Below are 16300 nucleotides of genomic sequence, written 5' to 3'. Positions count from 1 at the left end.
ACAAGGACATGGCACATTTCGAACTCGTGGAAAAGATGGCGCCCAACGCCGTCATCAAGGTCATCGGCGTGGGCGGCGGCGGCGGCAACGCGGTCGCGCACATGGTCGGCAGCAGCGTCGACGGCGTGGAATTCATCACCGCCAACACCGATTCGCAGGCGATCAAGAACTGCGGCGCGAAGCTGCAGCTGCAGCTCGGCACCAACGTCACCAAGGGCCTGGGCGCCGGCGCCAACCCGGAAGTCGGCCGCCAGGCCGCGCTCGAGGATCGCGAGATCATCATGGACGCGCTGCAGGGCGCCGACATGGTGTTCATCACCGCCGGCATGGGCGGCGGCACCGGCACCGGCGCCGCGCCGGTGGTCGCGCAGCTGGCGAAGGAGATGGGCATCCTCACCGTCGCCGTCGTCACCAAGCCGTTCCCGTTCGAGGGCCGCCGCCGCATGCAGGTCGCGCTCAAGGGCATCGAGGACCTGTCCTCGCACTGTGACTCGCTGATCACGATCCCGAACGAGAAGCTGATCACCGTGCTTGGTCGCAACGCCACGATGATCCAGGCCTTCCGCGCCGCCAACGACGTGCTGCTCGGCGCGGTGCAGGGCATCGCCGACCTGATCGTGCGTCCGGGCCTGATCAACGTCGACTTCGCCGACGTGCGCACCGTCATGTCCGAGATGGGCCTGGCGATGATGGGCACCGGCCACGCCCGCGGCGACGACCGCGCGCAGGCCGCGGCCGAGGCGGCGATCCAGAACCCGCTGCTCGACGACGTCAACCTCGCCGGCGCCAACGGCATCCTGGTCAACATCACCGCCGGCCCGGACTTCACCATGTCCGAGTTCGACGAAGTCGGCCGCACGGTCGAGAACTTCGCCAGCGAGGACGCGACCATCGTCATCGGCACCGTGCTCGACCCGGACATGCAGGACGACGTGCGCGTGACCGTGGTCGCCACCGGCCTCAACCGGGCCGCGGCGCGCGGCACCACCCGGGGCAGCGACAGTGGCCAGTTCGAGTCGGCGCGTCGCCCGCACGTGCAGCTGATCAACACCGGCAAGCGCGACGGCACCACCGGCATGCTGATCGACGACGTCACCGAGCCGTACAACCCGGGCAGCAACATCGCCGCGGGCCTGCGCGGCCGGACTGCCGGCGCCGAATCGACCATCGCCGCATCGACGCCGGAAGTCGCCGACTTCGGCAAGGACGCCAGCTACCTCGACATCCCCGCGTTCCTGCGCCGCCAGGCCGACTGAGGCCCGGAAGCGCCTTCCTCCGCTTGCGGAGGGAAGGCGCTGAAAAGTCCCCACCCCCGCGTGCGGGGGAGGGTCAGGGTGGGGGTGAGTGCACAGCGTTGCCCCCATCCCAGCCTTCCACCCGTGAAGGGCGCAATGCCCCGCAAGCGGGGGGAGGGGCAAAAAAGAAGTCCATGTCCGATTCCACCACCGGGGCCAGTGCCGGCCCCGGTGGCTTTTCGGAACAAACCATCGCGCTTCCCGCTTTCGTTCAGTTCAGCGCGCAGGGTGATAATCTGCGCCGTTGCCCCGATTTCGGGACCCTTCCGGACTCCCAGGCCGCCCCCCAGATGCCGCAGCAACGCACCATCAAGAACGTGATCCGCGCCACCGGCGTCGGCCTGCACAGCGGCGAGAAGGTGTTCCTGACCCTGCGCCCGGCCGCCCCCGACACCGGCATCGTGTTCCGCCGCGTCGACCTCGACCCCGCGGTCGAGATCCCCGCGTCCGGCGAACTGGTGTCCGAAACCACGCTCTGCACCGGCCTGTCCTGCGACGGCGCCAAGGTGCAGACGGTCGAACACCTGATGTCGGCGCTGGCTGGCCTGGGCATCGACAACCTCTTCGTGGAGCTGTCCGCGGCCGAAGTGCCGATCATGGACGGCTCGTCGGGCCCGTTCGTGTTCCTGCTGCAGTCGGCCGGCATCGTCGAACAGGACGCGCCCAAGCGCTTCATCCGGGTCAAGCGCCCGGTCGAGGTGCGCGAGGGCGACAAGATCGCCCGCTTCGAGCCCCACGACGGCTTCCGCCTCGGTTTCACGGTCGATTTCGACCATCCGGCCATTCCCAAGTCGCAGTCGCGCGCCGAGATCGAGTTCTCCACCGAGAATTACATCCGCGAGGTCAGCCGCGCCCGCACCTTCGGCTTCATGCGCGACCTCGAATACATGCGCGAGCGCAACCTCGGCCTCGGCGGCTCGATGGACAACGCGATCGTGCTCGACGAATTCCGCGTGCTCAACGACGACGGCCTGCGCTATGCCGACGAGTTCGTGCGCCACAAGATCCTCGACGCGGTCGGCGACCTGTACCTCGCCGGCCATGCCATCCTCGGCGCGTTCGAGGGCTACAAGTCCGGCCACGCCCTGAACAACAAGCTCGTGCGCGCGCTGCTGGCCGACCGCGCCGCCTGGGAAGAAGTCTCCTACCCCGAGGCCGCGACCCCGCCGGTCGCCTACGGCCAGCCCCTGACTGCCTGAGCGCCCCTGGGGCGCCCCAAAAGGGGGCCGCCCGGCCGCCCGCCAAAGCCCAAAGACGCCGTCATCCCCGCGAAGGCGGGGATCCAGTGTCGTCAGGAGAACCTCCAGGACGCCCGGACTTGTCATTTCGAACGCAGTGAGAAATCTTGCTTTTCAAGCGCCTGGATTTCTCGCTGCGCTCGAAATGACAGTTCTCCCTTCAGGCTTTTGAATAGCCGGGACGCTGGATCCCCGCCTTCGCGGGGATGACGATTGGTGCGCGGGGATGACGATTGGTGCGCGGGGATGACGATCGACGCGCGGGGATGACGATCGGTACGTGGAGACGACGATCGGGCGGCGTCCATCCCCTGCGCTTGCAGATGCAACCAATCTTGACCCGGTTCACGCTTCACGCCCCGAAGGCGCAGAAATAACGTTTTCTTAACGAAAAATGAGCCTTTGGTAAGCGCTTCGTTAACGCCCGGTGCATCCGTGGCCGCTAGCATGCCCTGTCCGCGTGGGCCGGCAGGACGCCGGGAACCGCCTGCCGGATGCCGGTTGCTCAGCGTTCGCCTTCGGCCTTCCCGCCCGGTGCGGGGTCCGACAGGGCGGCCAGGGCCGCGCGGAAGGCCTCTTCCGCCGCCGTCGACCGGCCAGCGCCCGCAGCGGGCGCCGGTGCCCGAGCAGGGGTCTGCACGGGAGGCCGCAGCGGTTGCGAGGTCGTCTTGATGGCGAGTTCGCGGACTTCCAGCCCGAGGGACCGGGCAGCGTCGAGCAGTTCGCTGGCGGCCAGGCGCAACCTGGCATGCCAGATGGGGGAATCGACGAGGAAGACGAGCCTGCCATCGGCAACATTGGCCAGCCGCGCATGCGCGGCCAGCTGCGGGGGCAGGAGAGGACGCAATTGCCGGTCCAGCGCGTCGAGCCCGAGGGCATGGCGCACCGGATCGCGGGCGGTACCGGAAAGCAGTGCATCGAGCGCCGATTGCATGGTCGCGGACCGTTCCGCACCGGCCGGCACCTTTGGCGAACTGGACCGCCGTGGCAGGGAATCAGACATCACAATCATGACTTTACACAGTATCCACGTGCAGGCGTTGTCGACGCTCCACTCGCTCGGCCAGCGCCTGCAGGGCCGGCTGCTCGGCAAGCCCGTGTCCGCGGCCATCGTGCTCGTGGGGGCCGGCATCATCCTGGGCGGCGCGCTGAACGCCGGCGGCGTGTCGCAGCTGCAGCAGCAGGTCGCCAGCCAGGAGCAGGCGCTCGACTCCACCCGCCGCGAGGCGCAGCGCGAGGTCAACGCGCTGGCCGCGCGCCTGGGCGAGCTGCAGGCGCAGGCCAACCGCCTCAACGCGCTCGGCGACCGCCTGACCCGGATCGCCAAGCTCGGCGACGGCGAGTTCGATTTCGACAAGCCCGTGGGCGTCGGCGGCGCCGAACCCAGCCAGGACATGCCCGCGCGGCAGCTGGTCGATGGCCTCGACGGCGTCGACGCGCAGTTCGGCAGCGCCGGTCGCCAGCTGTCGGTGCTCGAGGCGCTGCTGTTCGACCAGGAGCTGGAGCGCAACGCGATGCCCTCGCGCTCGCCGGTCGCCAACGGCTACATCACCTCCGGCTATGGCGGCCGCGCCGACCCCTTCGGCGGCGGCAGCCAGTTCCACAAGGGCATCGATTTTGACGCCAGGACCGGCGACCCGGTCATGACCGTCGCCGACGGCGTGGTCAGCTACTCCGGCGTGCGCAGCGGCTACGGCAACGTGGTCGAGGTCGACCACGGCAACGGCTTCGTGACCCGCTACGCGCACAACTCGCGCAACACCGTGAAGGTCGGCGACCTGGTGCGCGTGGGCCAGGAGATCGCCAAGGCCGGCTCGACCGGGCGCTCCACCGGTGCGCATGTGCACCTGGAAGTCTGGGAGAACGGGCGCGTCCACAACCCGCGCAAGTTCCTCGGCGAGATCGGCAAGCGCATGTAAAGCTCCCTCCCCCGCGAAGCGGGGGGGGAGGCGAACCCGTTTGCGCGGCACTGCCGCGCGGGTTGGCCGAACGCTCGGCGCGCTGCGCCGAGCCGGGCGGGTTGGGGTGGGGGTAAGTTCGCCAGCCCTGATGCATCAGGGCTCCAGACGCACCCCCCTCCCAGCCTCCCCCCGCGCAGCGGGGGGAGGAGCCAAAAGCGGAGGCAGGGCACATCCCGAACCCTTGCAAACGCCCCCCGGCGCCACCACGGTACAATGCGCGTTGCCATCGAAAAGGGCGCCACTGCGCCCTTTTTTCATTGCCGGCGCGCCCATCCGGCGCCGCCTGGCCCCCGTCACAGCTTCCGGTAAACCCATGCTCAATCGCCTGCTCACCAGTGTCTTCGGCAGCCGCAACGACCGCCTCGTCAAGCAACTCGGCGGGATCGTCAAGAAGATCAACGCCCTCGAACCGCAGATGCAGGCCCTGTCCGACGCCGACCTGCAGGCCAAGACCCCCGAGTTCAGGCAGCGCATCGCCAACGGCGAGTCGCTCGACAAGGTCCTGCCCGAGGCCTTCGCCGTCTGCCGCGAGGCCAGCGTCCGCGTCCTCGGCCTGCGCCACTACGACGTGCAGCTGGTCGGCGGCATGGTGCTGCACATGGGCAAGATCGCCGAGATGCGCACCGGCGAGGGCAAGACCCTGGTCGCCACCCTGCCGTGCTACCTCAACGCGCTGGAAGGCAAGGGCGTTCACGTCGTCACCGTCAACGACTACCTGGCCCGCCGCGACGCCGCGCAGATGGGCAAGCTCTACAACTGGCTCGGCCTGACCGTGGGCGTGGTCTACCCGGGCATGCCGCACGCCGACAAGCACGGCGCCTACGGCGCCGACATCACCTACGGCACCAACAACGAATTCGGTTTCGACTACCTGCGCGACAACATGGCGATGTCGAAGCAGGACCGCTACCAGCGCGGCCTCAACTACGCCATCGTCGACGAGGTCGACTCGATCCTGATCGACGAAGCGCGCACGCCGCTGATCATCTCCGGCCCGGCCGACGAATCGCCCGAGCTCTACCTCAAGGTCAACCAGGTCGTGCCCTCGCTGACCCGCCAGGAAGTCGAGGACGGCATCGGCGACTACTGGGTCGACGAGAAGGGCAAGCAGGTGCACCTGTCCGAGGCCGGCCAGGAGCACGCCGAGGACCTGCTGCACCGCGCCGGCATCATCGAGGCCGACGACAACCTCTACGCGCCGCACAACATCCATGTCGTCCACCACCTCAACGCCGCGATGCGCGCGCACGCCATCTACCAGCGCGACGTGGACTACATCGTCCGCGACGGCGAGGTGGTGATCGTCGACGAGTTCACCGGCCGCACCCTGCCGGGCCGGCGCTGGTCCGACGGCCTGCACCAGGCGGTCGAGGCGAAGGAAGGCGTGCCGGTGCAGCGCGAGAACCAGACGCTGGCCAGCATCACCTTCCAGAACCTGTTCCGCATGTACAACAAGCTGTCGGGCATGACCGGCACCGCGGACACCGAGGCCTACGAGTTCAGCAACATCTACTCGCTGGAAGTGGTGGTGATCCCCACCCACCGGCCGATGATCCGCATCGACCATCCCGACGCCGTGTTCCTCAACCGCAACGGCAAGTACCGCGCCGTCGCCAACGAGATCAAGGACTGCTTTGATCGCGGCCAGCCGGTGCTGGTCGGCACCACCTCCATCGAGGTGTCCGAGTTGCTGTCGCAGTTCCTGGCCAAGGAGAAGATCCCGCACGAAGTGCTCAACGCCAAGCAGCACGAGCGCGAGGCGCAGATCGTCGCCAACGCCGGCCGCCCGAGGGCGGTGACCATCGCCACCAACATGGCCGGCCGCGGCACCGACATCGTGCTCGGCGGCTCGCTCGAGTCCGAACTCGCCGCGCTGGGCGAGGACGCCGCCGAAGCCGACAGGGAGCGCGTGCGCGCCGACTGGCAGAAGCGCCACGACGAAGTGGTGGCCAACGGCGGCCTGCACATCCTCGGCACCGAACGCCACGAATCGCGCCGCATCGACAACCAGCTGCGCGGCCGCTCCGGCCGCCAGGGCGACCCGGGTTCGAGCCGCTTCTTCCTCTCGCTCGAAGACAACCTGATGCGCATCTTCGCCGCCGACTGGGTGCAGAAGGTCATGGCGCGCATGGGCCTGAAGGAAGACGACATCATCGAAAGCCCGCTGGTGTCCAAGCAGATCGCCAACGCCCAGCGCAAGGTCGAGGCCCACAACTTCGACATCCGCAAGAACCTGCTCGACTTCGACGACGTCAACAACGACCAGCGCAAGGTCATCTACGGCCAGCGCGACGAACTGCTCGAAGCCGACAGCGTGCAGGACAACATCGACGGCATCCGCTACGACGTGGTCGCCGAAGTGGTCGAGCGCTTCGTGCCGCCCGAATCGATCGACGACCAGTGGGACCTGCCGGGCCTGGAATCCACGCTCGACCAGGAGTTCGGCCTGCGGCTCGAACTGCAGCGCCTGGTGCAGGAGCGCAAGGAGCTCGACGCCGAGGGCATCCAGGACCACGTGCGCGAGGCGCTGGACCGGGCGTTCGCCGACAAGGAGACGCAGGTCGGCCCCGAGACCATGCGCGCGCTCGAGAAGCACATCATGCTCAACGTGCTCGACGAGAACTGGAAGCAGCACCTCGGGCGCATGGACTACCTGCGCCAGGGCATCCACCTGCGCGGCTACGCGCAGAAGCAGCCCAAGCAGGAGTACAAGAAGGAAGCGTTCGAACTGTTCAGCGAGATGCTGGACAAGGTCAAGCGCGAGGTCGTGACCCTGCTGGCGCGCGTGCGCGTGCGCACCGAGGAGGAGGTCGCCGCGATCGAGGCGCAGGAGCGCGCGCAGGTCGAGGCGCGGCTGCGCCAGGCGCAGTTCCAGCACGCCGACGCCGGCGGCTACGGCGCCGACGAGGAAGCCGCCCAGCCCGATTACCAGCACGGCCCGCAGACGCCCATCGTCCGCGACGGGGCCAAGGTCGGCCGCAACGACCCGTGCCCCTGCGGCAGCGGGAAGAAGTACAAGCACTGCCATGGGCAGTTGGCCTGAAAAGAATGACTCCCTCCCCCGCAAAGCGGGGGAGGGTTGGGGTGGGGGCCCGCGCAGATGTCGCGATGACTGACTCCACATCCCCCCCTCCCGGCCTCCCCCCGCATTCGCGGGGGGAGGAGCGCAAACCCACCCACGTCGTCGCCGGCGTCATCGTCGACGCGCGCGGCCGCGTGCTGCTGGCCCGGCGCACCGAGGGCAGCGAGCTGGCGGGCCTGTGGGAATTCCCCGGCGGCAAGGTCGAACCCGGCGAGACCCCCGAAGCCGCGCTGGCGCGCGAACTGGACGAGGAACTGGGCATCGAGGTCGACGTCGGCGCGCCGGTGATGGTCGTCCCGCACCTGACCCCGCGCCGCCGCCTGCGTCTGGACGTGCGCCGCATCCAGGCCTGGCGCGGCACGCCGAAGGGCTACGAAGGGCAGGCCCTGGCGTGGGTGCAGCCCGACAAGCTCGCCCGCTACGACATGCCCGCGCCCGATCTCCCCGTGGTCGCCGCCCTGCTGCAGCCCGATCACTGCCTGGTCACACCGCCCCCCGGCGGGGACGACGGCGAATGGCTGGCCTCGCTCGAAGCCGCGCTCGCCCGCGGCGTGCGCCGCGTGCAGTTCCGCATGCCCGGCATCGACCGCGCCCGCCGGCACCACCTGCTGTCCAACGCCGCCCTGAGCTGCGACGCCGCCGGCGTCCAGCTGCTGGTGAACGGCGACGCCGGACTTGCCTGTGAATTCGGCCTCGGCCTGCACCTGCCCGCCGCGCAACTGCGCAAACAGCGCCAGCGGCCGGTGCCAGCCGACGCTCTCCTGTCGGCATCCTGCCACGACGCCGACGAACTGCGGCTCGCCCAGGCCCTGGGCTGCGACTTCGCCATCGTCGGCCCCGTGCATCCCACGCCGACCCATCCCGACCACGGCGGCATCGGCTGGGCGCGGTTCGAGGCCCTGCGCGAACAAGCGTCGCTGCCGATCTACGCCATCGGCGGGCTGGGCCCGGACGACATCGCCGAAGCGCGCAGCCACGGCGCGCAGGGGATTGCGGCGATACGGGGGTTGTGGGGGCGTTGAGTTCGCGGGCTTGGCGGGCCCCCACCCCAACCCTCCCCCGCAGGCGGGGGAGGGAGCTGAAAGCAGCGGCCTCCGGCTCCCTCCCCCGCCTGCGGGGGAGGGCTGGGGTGGGGGCAAGTCAGCAACCACCGCCCATCAGCAAACCGGCAAACGCGCCTCGTCCACTCAGCCCGCCCCAGCCAGCGCCCGATACCGCGCATCCAGCGCCGCCACGTGCGCCTCCAGCGCCTCCAGCGGCCCGTCGTTGACGATCACGTCGTCCGCGATCGCCAGCCGCTCCTGCCGCGTCGCCTGCGCCGCGATCATCCGTTCGGCCAGCGCCGCGTCGATGCCGTCGCGCGCCAGCAGCCGCTCGCGCTGCACCTCGACCGGCACGTCGACCACCAGCACCCGCCGCAGCCAGGGATAGGCCGCGCGCCCGCCGGCGCCGGTGCCCTGCACGGGCAGGGCCTCGGCCAGCAGCGGGATCGCGGCGATCGCATACGGCCCCGGCGCCGCCGCGCACTGCGCGCGCAGCAGGTCGCGTACGCGCGGATGCACGATCGCCTCCAGCCGCAGGCGCGCCGCATCGTCGGCGAACACGCGCCGGCGCATCGCCGGCCGGTCCAGCGAACCATCCGGCGCCAGCGCACCCGCGCCGAAGGCCGCCACCACCTCCGCCAGCCCCTCGCTGCCCACGGCCACCGCGTCGCGCGCGGCGAGGTCGGCGTCGGCCACGGCCACGCCCAGCGCCTCGAAGCGCCGCGTCACCTCGCTCTTGCCGGAGGCCACGCCTCCCGTGAGTCCCACTACGTAGTCGGCCATGGGGGGATTGTGCATGGTGTGGACGGAAAAGCGCCCCCATCCCAGCCTTCCCCCGCAGGCGGGGGAAGGAGCCAGAAGCGAAAGCGGCTTTTTTGCCCCTTCCCCCGCCTGCGGGGGAAGGCTGGGATGGGGGCCGCGCGAAGCGCGGAAACCGCTACAACCCTATGGGATTGCGGTCGACGCGGACCACGGCCTGGCGCATATGGCCAAGGTAGTCGGGCAGCCGGCTTTCCGTCATACGGGCTGCGCCTCGGCAAGCACCTTAGCCCGGAACTTCGCTGGCAAATCGGCTGGCGTCAGCAGGTCGACCTGAATGCCAAGCAGCGCTTCCAGCTCAACCTGCAGCCCGCCCAGGTCGAACAGCGTCGTGCCGGGCAATGCATCGACCAGCAGGTCGAGGTCGCTCCCGTCGTAATCGGTTCCGTGCAGGATGGATCCGAATACGCGCGGATTCGTCACGCGGAAACGGCGCGCCGCTTCGCGTACGGCGCTTCGCTTCATGTGGAGCACAGCAGACGGTCGCATGGGGCACCCTTCGCATTCTGCGCATGACGATCATACGCATTTCAGCATGGGTTTTGCCTTGAAGGGGAAAGAGCGCCCCCATCCAGCCTTACCCCGGCAGGCATGTAACCCGCAAGCGGCGGGAGAGAAAAGAACCTGTCATTTCGACCGCAGGGAGAAATCTTCTTTCCGCGCGCCGGACGGGAGATTTCTCCCTGCGGTCGAAATGACAACGGAGGGGGCGACGCGTCTGTGGGGGCAGAAGGCTGGGAGGGAGGTGCGCGCATAGTGCGCGGACGCCCGCTACAACCCGGCGTAGCCCTTGTACAGGCCGATCAGCTGCTCGCCCCACATGAAGACGACCCACCCCGCGATCGCCAGGTACGGCCCGAACGGGATCGGCGTCGCCCGGTCGCGGCCCTTCATCGCCAGCCAGATCGAACCCGCCACCGCCCCCACCACCGACGACAGCAGGATGATCGGCAGCACCCCCGCCAGCCCCACCCAGGCCCCGAGCGCGGCCAGCAGCTTGAAGTCGCCGTGGCCCATGCCTTCCTTGCCGGTCACCTGCTTGAACACCCACCACACCGACCACAGGCTGGCGTAGCCCGCGATCGCGCCCAGCAGCGCCGGTTTCGCCGGCATGTACAGGTTGTCCAGCGAGGCCACCAGCCCCAGCCACATCAGCGGCAGCGTCAGCGAGTCCGGCAGCAGCTGCGTGCGCAGGTCGATCCCCGACAGCGCCACCAGGAAACACGTCAGCAGGCAGGCCCCGAACCCCTGCCAGCCAAAGCCGAACTGCCACACGCACAGCGTGCACAGCAGCGCCGTCACCAGTTCCACCAGCGGGTACTGGATCGAGATCGGCGCCCTGCAGCTGCGGCACCTGCCGCGCAGCGCCAGCCAGCTCAGCACCGGGATGTTCTCGTACCACGACAGCTGGTGCCCGCAGTGCGGGCAGTGCGAGCGCTCCACCACGATCCCGGGCGGGGGCGGGTCGTAGAGCTCCGGCTCCTCCAGCACCTCGCGCGCGTCGCGCTTCCACTCCCACTCCATGCGCCGCGGCAGGCGCAGGATCACCACGTTGAGGAAGCTGCCGACGAGGAGGCCAAGCCCGGCGACCAGCGGGTAGCCGAGTTCGGGGTTCTGGTCGAGGTAAGCCATCTAGATGCGTCTACCGGAAGCGTCAAAAAAGCCTGTCATTCCGAGCGCAGCGAGGAATCTGCCTGTGCCGTCCTGCATCGCTGCCGCAAGCAGATTCCTCGCTGCGCTCGGAATGACACGTGAAGCTGCGCCCGGAATGGCAGGTGCGGTGGCGCCCGGAACGATACATGTGGCCGTGCCCGGGATGACAGGAGCGGCTGGGTCCGGAACGATATGTGCGGCTGCATCCGTGAGATCGCGCAGGTCGTCAGATCGTCGCGGCGAGCTTGAAGATCGGCAGGTACATGCCGATGACCATCGCGCCGACCACGGTGCCGATCACCACCATGATCAGCGGCTCGAGCAGGCTGCTCAACGCGTCCACGGCGTTGTTCACCTCTTCCTCGTAGAACTCGGCCACCTTGTACAGCATCGTGTCCAGCGCGCCGGCCTCCTCGCCGATCGCGGTCATCTGCACCACCATGTGCGGGAACAGGTTGACCTGCTTCATCGCCATGTTGACCTGGTAGCCGACGGAGACGTCGTCGCGCATGCGAAACACCGCCTGCTCGTAGACCTTGTTGCCGGTGGCGCCGGCGACGATGCCCAGCGCCTCCACCAGCGGCACGCCGGCCTTGAAGGTCACCGCCAGCGTGCGGGCGAAGCGGGCGATCGCCGCGTTGTGCAGCACCTGGCCGATGACCGGGATCTTCAGGCTCAGCCGGTCCATCGTGTGCTGCAGCTTCGGCGAGCGCTTGAGCAGGAAGATGAAGCCGAACAGGCCGCCGCCCACGATCAGCAGGATCAACCACCACCACTTGGTGATGAAGCGGCTGGCGTTGATGATCAGCTGGGTGAAGGCCGGCAGCTCCGCGCCGAAGTTCGCGAACGTGGCCTCGAACTGCGGCACCACCACGATCAGCAGCAGGGCGCTGACCAGGATCGCGACCACGATGACCATCGCCGGGTAGAACAGCGCCTTCTTGATCTTGCCTTTCAGGGTCTCGATGTTTTCCTTGTACGTGGCGATGGTGTCGAGCACCGTTTCCAGCACGCCCGCGCCTTCGCCGGCCTTCACCAGGTTGCGGTACAGCTCGTCGAACTGGACCGGATGCTTGCTCATCGACTCGTAGATCGACGAGCCGCCCTCGATGTCCAGGCGCAGCTCGTCGACCAGCTTCTTCATCCGCACGTTCTTGTTGCCGTTGCCGATGATCTCCAGCGCCGTCACCAGCGGCACGCCGGACTTGATCATCGTCGCCAGCTGGCGGCTGAAGACCGCGATTTCCTTTGGCGTGATCGGCTTGCCGGCGCTGCCGAACAGCGGCTTGGGCTTGGTCTTGACGAAGGTGGGCTGGATGCCGCGGCGACGCAGTTCGGCGCGCAGCATGTTGGCGTTCTTCGACTGCTCCTCGCCCTTCATCTTGATACCGCGCTTGTCGGTACCCTGCCAGACGAAGGTCTCCTGCGTCACCCCGGCACGGGCGACGGGCCGGGTGGCGGTCTTGGCGGCGGAACGTGTCACGGCCATCGGTGTTTCCCCTGATGATCGCCGGCCTCCCCAGCCGGCGAATTCCCTTGGATGTTAGCCGTTTACGCCGCGAAGTGAAATTCAAGTATGTGACGGCCGGCCGGATTTCGCCCCCTGGGGGCCGGATCGCCCCCGCAGGACCGCCTTCCGGAGTGCCCCGCCGAGCCCCGCCGAGCCCACGGCTCCCTTGCGCCCCTGTCGTCCCGTCCCCTTGTCATTTCGACACCCCTTGTCATTTCGACGCCCCTTGTCATTTCGACGCTCCTTGTCATTTCGACCGCAGGGAGAAATCTCCTGTCCGGCGCACGAGAGGAAGATTTCTCCCTGCGGTCGAAATGACATCGTCAGGGATGAGGGCCACGGACGAGGGGCGGGGCAGGGGGGCACTGGGCGCATGACCCTGCCGGGATCGCCGGCCGCAGGCCGTGGCGGTGCGGGGCAATCAGTCCCGGAGGTCCTGCAGGAACTGCGCCGGAGCAAGAATGGGGATGCCCTCGTAGCTGCCAAGTTCCAGCAGATCGTGGTCGCCGCTGATGATCGCATCGGCGCGACCGATTGCCGCCAGGGCCAGGAACTTGTCGTCGTCCGCGTCGCAGGAGACGCCGGCGGCGACACCTGTATCCTCGTGCCAGATCGCCAGTTCCACCAGCTCCGACAGGAACTGGTTCCAAGCGTCGGCTTCCCGGTAGCGATCGAATTTCGGCCTTTCCAGGCGCGAAACCAGCCCGGTGAACACGGCCTCGGACAGCAATACGTCGATTTCCCGATCCAGCACGGTATCGATCACACGGCGTGCCGTCCCGGCAGGCGAAATCAATGCGGCGATCAGGACATTGCTGTCGATGACGACGCGTTCAGCTTTCATCCGCCAACAGACGTTCCAGCGCGGCCTCGTCCAGGCCCTGGGCGGCGGCGTGCTCGCCGGCACGCTGCATGGCCTGACGCATGCGCTCGCGCGCCATGCGCTGGCGGCGCGCGTAGCTCTCGGCCGAAATCAGCACCACGGAAGGGCGGCCATTGCGGGTCACGCCGATCGGCTGCCGCTGCGCGGCTTCGATCAGTTCGCCAAAGCGGTTCTTGGCTTCCAGGGCACTGTAGGTCTTCATGGCAGCCAGAATAGCTGTTTTGTCCAACAAGGCCAAGTTGATGGCGTCGGGGGCGTAGCCCCGACCTACTCCGCCTGAAGGTTACCCGTGGAAAAAGCGCCGTCGTCCTCGCGAAAAGCGCTGTCATCCCCCCAAAAAAGCCGCCATCCCCGCAAAAGAATGCCGTCATCCCCGGAAAGACACCGTCATCCCCGGAAAAACGCCGTCATCCCCGGAAAAACGCCGTCATCCCCGCGAAGGCGGGGATCCAGCGTCTTCAAGTGCTTGAATTCCAAGACGCCGGATGACCAGCGCTTCACGCTGTTGAACAAGCGCTTCCCCGTTTCGCGGGGACGACGACTTTCCGGAAACCGCGATCGGAGCCGACTTCCCCCCAAGCCGTCCCCGGTGATGCGTGTGGGCACGCCTTTGCGCGCCCCTTGCGCCTGAAGGCGCCCCGAACGAACGCCGCCCTCAATCCTTGGTCACGCGGTTGATCTCGGCCAGCGTGGTAATGCCGTTGCGGACCTTCAGCAGCGCCGACTGCCGCAAATCGCGCACCCCGGACGCCTGCGCCGCCTTGGCGATCTCGATGGCGTTGCCGCCCTGCAGGATGATGGTGGCGATCTCGTCGCTCATCGGCATCACCTGGTACACGCCGGTCCGGCCCTTGTACCCGCCGGTGCATTCGTCGCAGCCCACCGCCTCGTACACGGTGAAGCCCTCGGCGATCTCGGCCTCGGTGAACCCCTCGGCCAGCAGCGCGTGGTCGGGCAGGTCCATCGGCCGCCGGCACTTGTTGCACAGCCGCCGCGCCAGGCGCTGGGCGATCACCAGCGTCACCGAACTGGTGATGTTGTACGGCGCGATGCCCATGTTCATCAGGCGCGCGATGGTCTGCGGCCCGTCGTTGGTGTGCAGGGTGGACAGCACCATGTGGCCGGTCTGCGCGGCCTTGATCGCGATCTCGGCGGTTTCCAGGTCGCGGATCTCGCCGACCATGATGATGTCCGGATCCTGGCGCAGGAAGCTGCGCAGCGCGGCGGCGAAGGTCATGCCGCGCTTCTCGTTCTGCTGCACCTGGTTCACGCCCGGCAGGCGGATTTCCACCGGATCCTCGGCGGTGGAGATGTTGCGGGTCTCGTCGTTGAGGATGCCCAGCGCCGTGTACAGGCTCACCGTCTTGCCCGAACCGGTCGGGCCGGTGACCAGCACCATGCCGTAGGGCTTGTGGATCGCGTCCAGGAACAGTTGCTGCTGGTCCGCCTCGTAGCCGAGCTTCTCGATGCCCAGCCTGGCCGCGCTGCCGTCGAGGATACGCAGCACCACCTTCTCGCCGAACAGGGTGGGCAGGGTGCTGACGCGGAAGTCGATCTGCTTGGTCTTGCTGAGGTTGAGCTTGATGCGGCCGTCCTGCGGCACACGCTTCTCGGCGATGTCCAGTTGCGCCATCACCTTCAGGCGCGCGGTGATGCGCTGGTTGAGCTTGATCGGCATCTTCGCCGTCTGCTTGAGCAGGCCGTCGATGCGCAGGCGCACCCGGTAGTCGTTCTCGTAGGGCTCGAAATGGATGTCCGACGCGCCGCGGCGGATCGCGTCGATCAGCACCTTGTTGACGAACTTCACCACCGGCGTGTCGTCGCCCTTGCCGTCGATCCCGGTATCGCGGGCGTCGTCCTCGCCGCCGGCCTCGATGTCCAGATTGTCCAGCCCGTCGCTGTCGCCCAGCGTGTCGCCGAAGCTGTCCTGGTTCTGCTGCCACAGTTCCAGCGTGCGGCGGATGCTGTCCTCGTCGACCAGGATCGGCTCCACCACCAGGTTGGTGTGGAACTTCACCTCGTCCAGGGCATGGCTGTTGGTCGGGTCGGACAGTCCCACGAACAGCTTGTTGCCGCGCTTGTACAGCGGCAGCACCTGGTGCTTGCCCAGCAGTTCCTCGCTGATCAGCTTGATCGCGCTCTGGTTGGCGTCCATCGCCGACGGGTCGAGGATCGGCATGCCGAACTCGATCGAGTTGGCCGCGGCCATCTGCGCCGCCGTCACCAGCTTCTGCTCGCGCAGGTAGTTCGCGACCTGCTTGCGCTCGGCCGTGGCCTTGTCCAGGGCCTCGCGGGCGGTCGCCTCGTCCAGGGCGCCGTCCAGGACCAGCCGGCGGGCGATGCCGGTGATGCCGGCGAGGTTGGCGGTCGCGACTGCATTCATGGTGGAATCCCCCCTGGAGCCGATACGAAAACTTTAACGCAAGACCCGTGCCCGCAACCATGCGCCAAGGCGCATCCGCGCACAATCCGCGGCGACCCGAAGCCTCCCAACGAACGCCGCCCCCTGAAACACCCCTGTAGGAGCAACTGTCTTTGCCTAGTTGGCCGGCACCTTCCATTCGGTCCGATCACGGGCCATGGCATTGAGCCGGGTCAGCAGGACCCGCATGCAGGCGGTGATGGCGACCTTGGCGCACTTGCCTCGCTGGCGTAGCCGCTGGTAACGATCCTTGAAGTCGGGTTGGGTGCGGATCACCGACCAGCAGGCCATGTACAACACCCGGCGGATCGGTGCCCGCCCGCCGCGGATGCGGCGTTTGCCGGCGTGCTGGCCGCTGTCCACGTTATAGGGCGCCAGCCCGGCCAAGGCGGCG

Annotated in this window: 15 protein-coding genes; 5 read left to right on the top strand and 10 right to left on the bottom strand. The window is 68.0% G+C overall.

Annotation, left to right across the window (positions count from 1 at the left end; genetic code table 11):
• Window positions 1-8: 8 nt before the first annotated feature.
• Window positions 9-1256 carry a cell division protein FtsZ gene (gene ftsZ / locus FQY83_RS16520; RefSeq protein ID WP_146389167.1) on the top strand — a complete coding sequence of 416 codons (1248 nt, stop codon included), beginning with the start codon at window positions 9-11 and terminating at the stop codon, window positions 1254-1256.
• Between the two features lie 329 nt (window positions 1257-1585).
• Complete coding sequence (gene lpxC / locus FQY83_RS16515) at window positions 1586-2494, top strand: UDP-3-O-acyl-N-acetylglucosamine deacetylase (RefSeq protein ID WP_146389165.1); 909 nt, start codon at window positions 1586-1588, stop codon at window positions 2492-2494.
• 122 nt (window positions 2495-2616) lie between these two features.
• On the opposite strand, the gene FQY83_RS16510 is transcribed toward lpxC, so the two are convergent.
• Together FQY83_RS16510 and FQY83_RS16505 are read right to left on the bottom strand one after the other, a co-directional pair.
• Complete coding sequence (locus tag FQY83_RS16510; RefSeq protein ID WP_146389163.1) at window positions 2617-2982, bottom strand: hypothetical protein; 366 nt, start codon at window positions 2980-2982, stop codon at window positions 2617-2619.
• A 56-nt stretch (window positions 2983-3038) separates the two neighbouring features.
• Window positions 3039-3536: a DciA family protein gene (locus FQY83_RS16505; protein ID WP_337678307.1), complete on the bottom strand. Its 498-nt coding sequence runs from the start codon at window positions 3534-3536 to the stop codon at window positions 3039-3041.
• Between the two features lie 7 nt (window positions 3537-3543).
• Between FQY83_RS16505 and FQY83_RS16500 the strand changes: the two genes are divergently transcribed.
• The 3 genes from FQY83_RS16500 (at window position 3544) to FQY83_RS16490 (ending at window position 8598) form a co-directional block, all read left to right on the top strand.
• Window positions 3544-4452, top strand: coding sequence for a peptidoglycan DD-metalloendopeptidase family protein (locus FQY83_RS16500; protein ID WP_146389159.1), 909 nt, complete (start codon window positions 3544-3546; stop codon window positions 4450-4452).
• A 355-nt stretch (window positions 4453-4807) separates the two neighbouring features.
• Window positions 4808-7537: a preprotein translocase subunit SecA gene (gene secA, locus FQY83_RS16495; RefSeq protein ID WP_146389157.1), complete on the top strand. Its 2730-nt coding sequence runs from the start codon at window positions 4808-4810 to the stop codon at window positions 7535-7537.
• A gap of 65 nt (window positions 7538-7602) precedes the next feature.
• Complete coding sequence (locus tag FQY83_RS16490; RefSeq protein WP_146389155.1) at window positions 7603-8598, top strand: Nudix family hydrolase; 996 nt, start codon at window positions 7603-7605, stop codon at window positions 8596-8598.
• A 165-nt stretch (window positions 8599-8763) separates the two neighbouring features.
• On the opposite strand, the gene coaE is transcribed toward FQY83_RS16490, so the two are convergent.
• The 8 genes from coaE to FQY83_RS16450 form a co-directional block, all read right to left on the bottom strand.
• The gene (coaE, locus tag FQY83_RS16485; protein ID WP_146389153.1) at window positions 8764-9402 is read right to left on the bottom strand and encodes a dephospho-CoA kinase; all 639 of its coding nucleotides are present in this window, start codon (window positions 9400-9402) and stop codon (window positions 8764-8766) included.
• A gap of 234 nt (window positions 9403-9636) precedes the next feature.
• Window positions 9637-9927: a nucleotidyltransferase family protein gene (locus FQY83_RS16480; protein ID WP_146389151.1), complete on the bottom strand. Its 291-nt coding sequence runs from the start codon at window positions 9925-9927 to the stop codon at window positions 9637-9639.
• Window positions 9928-10209: 282 nt separating this feature from the next.
• Complete coding sequence (locus FQY83_RS16475) at window positions 10210-11070, bottom strand: prepilin peptidase (RefSeq protein ID WP_146389149.1); 861 nt, start codon at window positions 11068-11070, stop codon at window positions 10210-10212.
• A 247-nt stretch (window positions 11071-11317) separates the two neighbouring features.
• Complete coding sequence (locus FQY83_RS16470; RefSeq protein ID WP_146389147.1) at window positions 11318-12580, bottom strand: type II secretion system F family protein; 1263 nt, start codon at window positions 12578-12580, stop codon at window positions 11318-11320.
• A gap of 442 nt (window positions 12581-13022) precedes the next feature.
• The gene (locus FQY83_RS16465) at window positions 13023-13445 is read right to left on the bottom strand and encodes a putative toxin-antitoxin system toxin component, PIN family (protein WP_146389145.1); all 423 of its coding nucleotides are present in this window, start codon (window positions 13443-13445) and stop codon (window positions 13023-13025) included.
• The gene (locus FQY83_RS16460) at window positions 13435-13686 is read right to left on the bottom strand and encodes a type II toxin-antitoxin system Phd/YefM family antitoxin (protein ID WP_146389143.1); all 252 of its coding nucleotides are present in this window, start codon (window positions 13684-13686) and stop codon (window positions 13435-13437) included. The genes FQY83_RS16465 and FQY83_RS16460 overlap by 11 nt, the downstream gene beginning before the upstream one ends.
• Window positions 13687-14139: 453 nt before the next feature.
• Window positions 14140-15867 carry a type IV-A pilus assembly ATPase PilB gene (pilB, locus tag FQY83_RS16455; protein ID WP_146389141.1) on the bottom strand — a complete coding sequence of 576 codons (1728 nt, stop codon included), beginning with the start codon at window positions 15865-15867 and terminating at the stop codon, window positions 14140-14142.
• 156 nt (window positions 15868-16023) lie between these two features.
• On the bottom strand, window positions 16024-16300 hold a 277-nt coding region (locus FQY83_RS16450), incomplete at its 5' end, for a transposase (protein WP_146389139.1).

It is taken from the genome of Luteimonas marina (genome assembly GCF_007859325.1).
Lineage (GTDB): Bacteria > Pseudomonadota > Gammaproteobacteria > Xanthomonadales > Xanthomonadaceae > Luteimonas > Luteimonas marina.
This window is presented reverse-complemented; position numbering and strand designations above follow the sequence as displayed.